Source organism: Vibrio sp. OPT18 (genome assembly GCF_015163615.1).
Taxonomy (GTDB): Bacteria; Pseudomonadota; Gammaproteobacteria; order Enterobacterales; family Vibrionaceae; genus Vibrio; species Vibrio coralliirubri.
Genome location: NZ_JADDYK010000080.1, coordinates 1 through 204, shown reverse-complemented (window position 1 = coordinate 204; position 204 = coordinate 1). Strand labels below are relative to the sequence as shown.

1 rRNA gene is annotated in these 204 nt (G+C 53.9%); it reads right to left on the bottom strand.

Features of this window, described 5'->3' with window-relative positions:
• Nucleotides 1-204, bottom strand: a 16S ribosomal RNA gene (locus IQQ51_RS27970); the annotation flags it as partial.

Below are 204 nucleotides of genomic sequence, written 5' to 3'. Positions count from 1 at the left end.
AAGGGTTGCGCTCGTTGCGGGACTTAACCCAACATTTCACAACACGAGCTGACGACAGCCATGCAGCACCTGTCTCAGAGCTCCCGAAGGCACACCTGTGTCTCCACTGGCTTCTCTGGATGTCAAGAGTAGGTAAGGTTCTTCGCGTTGCATCGAATTAAACCACATGCTCCACCGCTTGTGCGGGCCCCCGTCAATTCATTT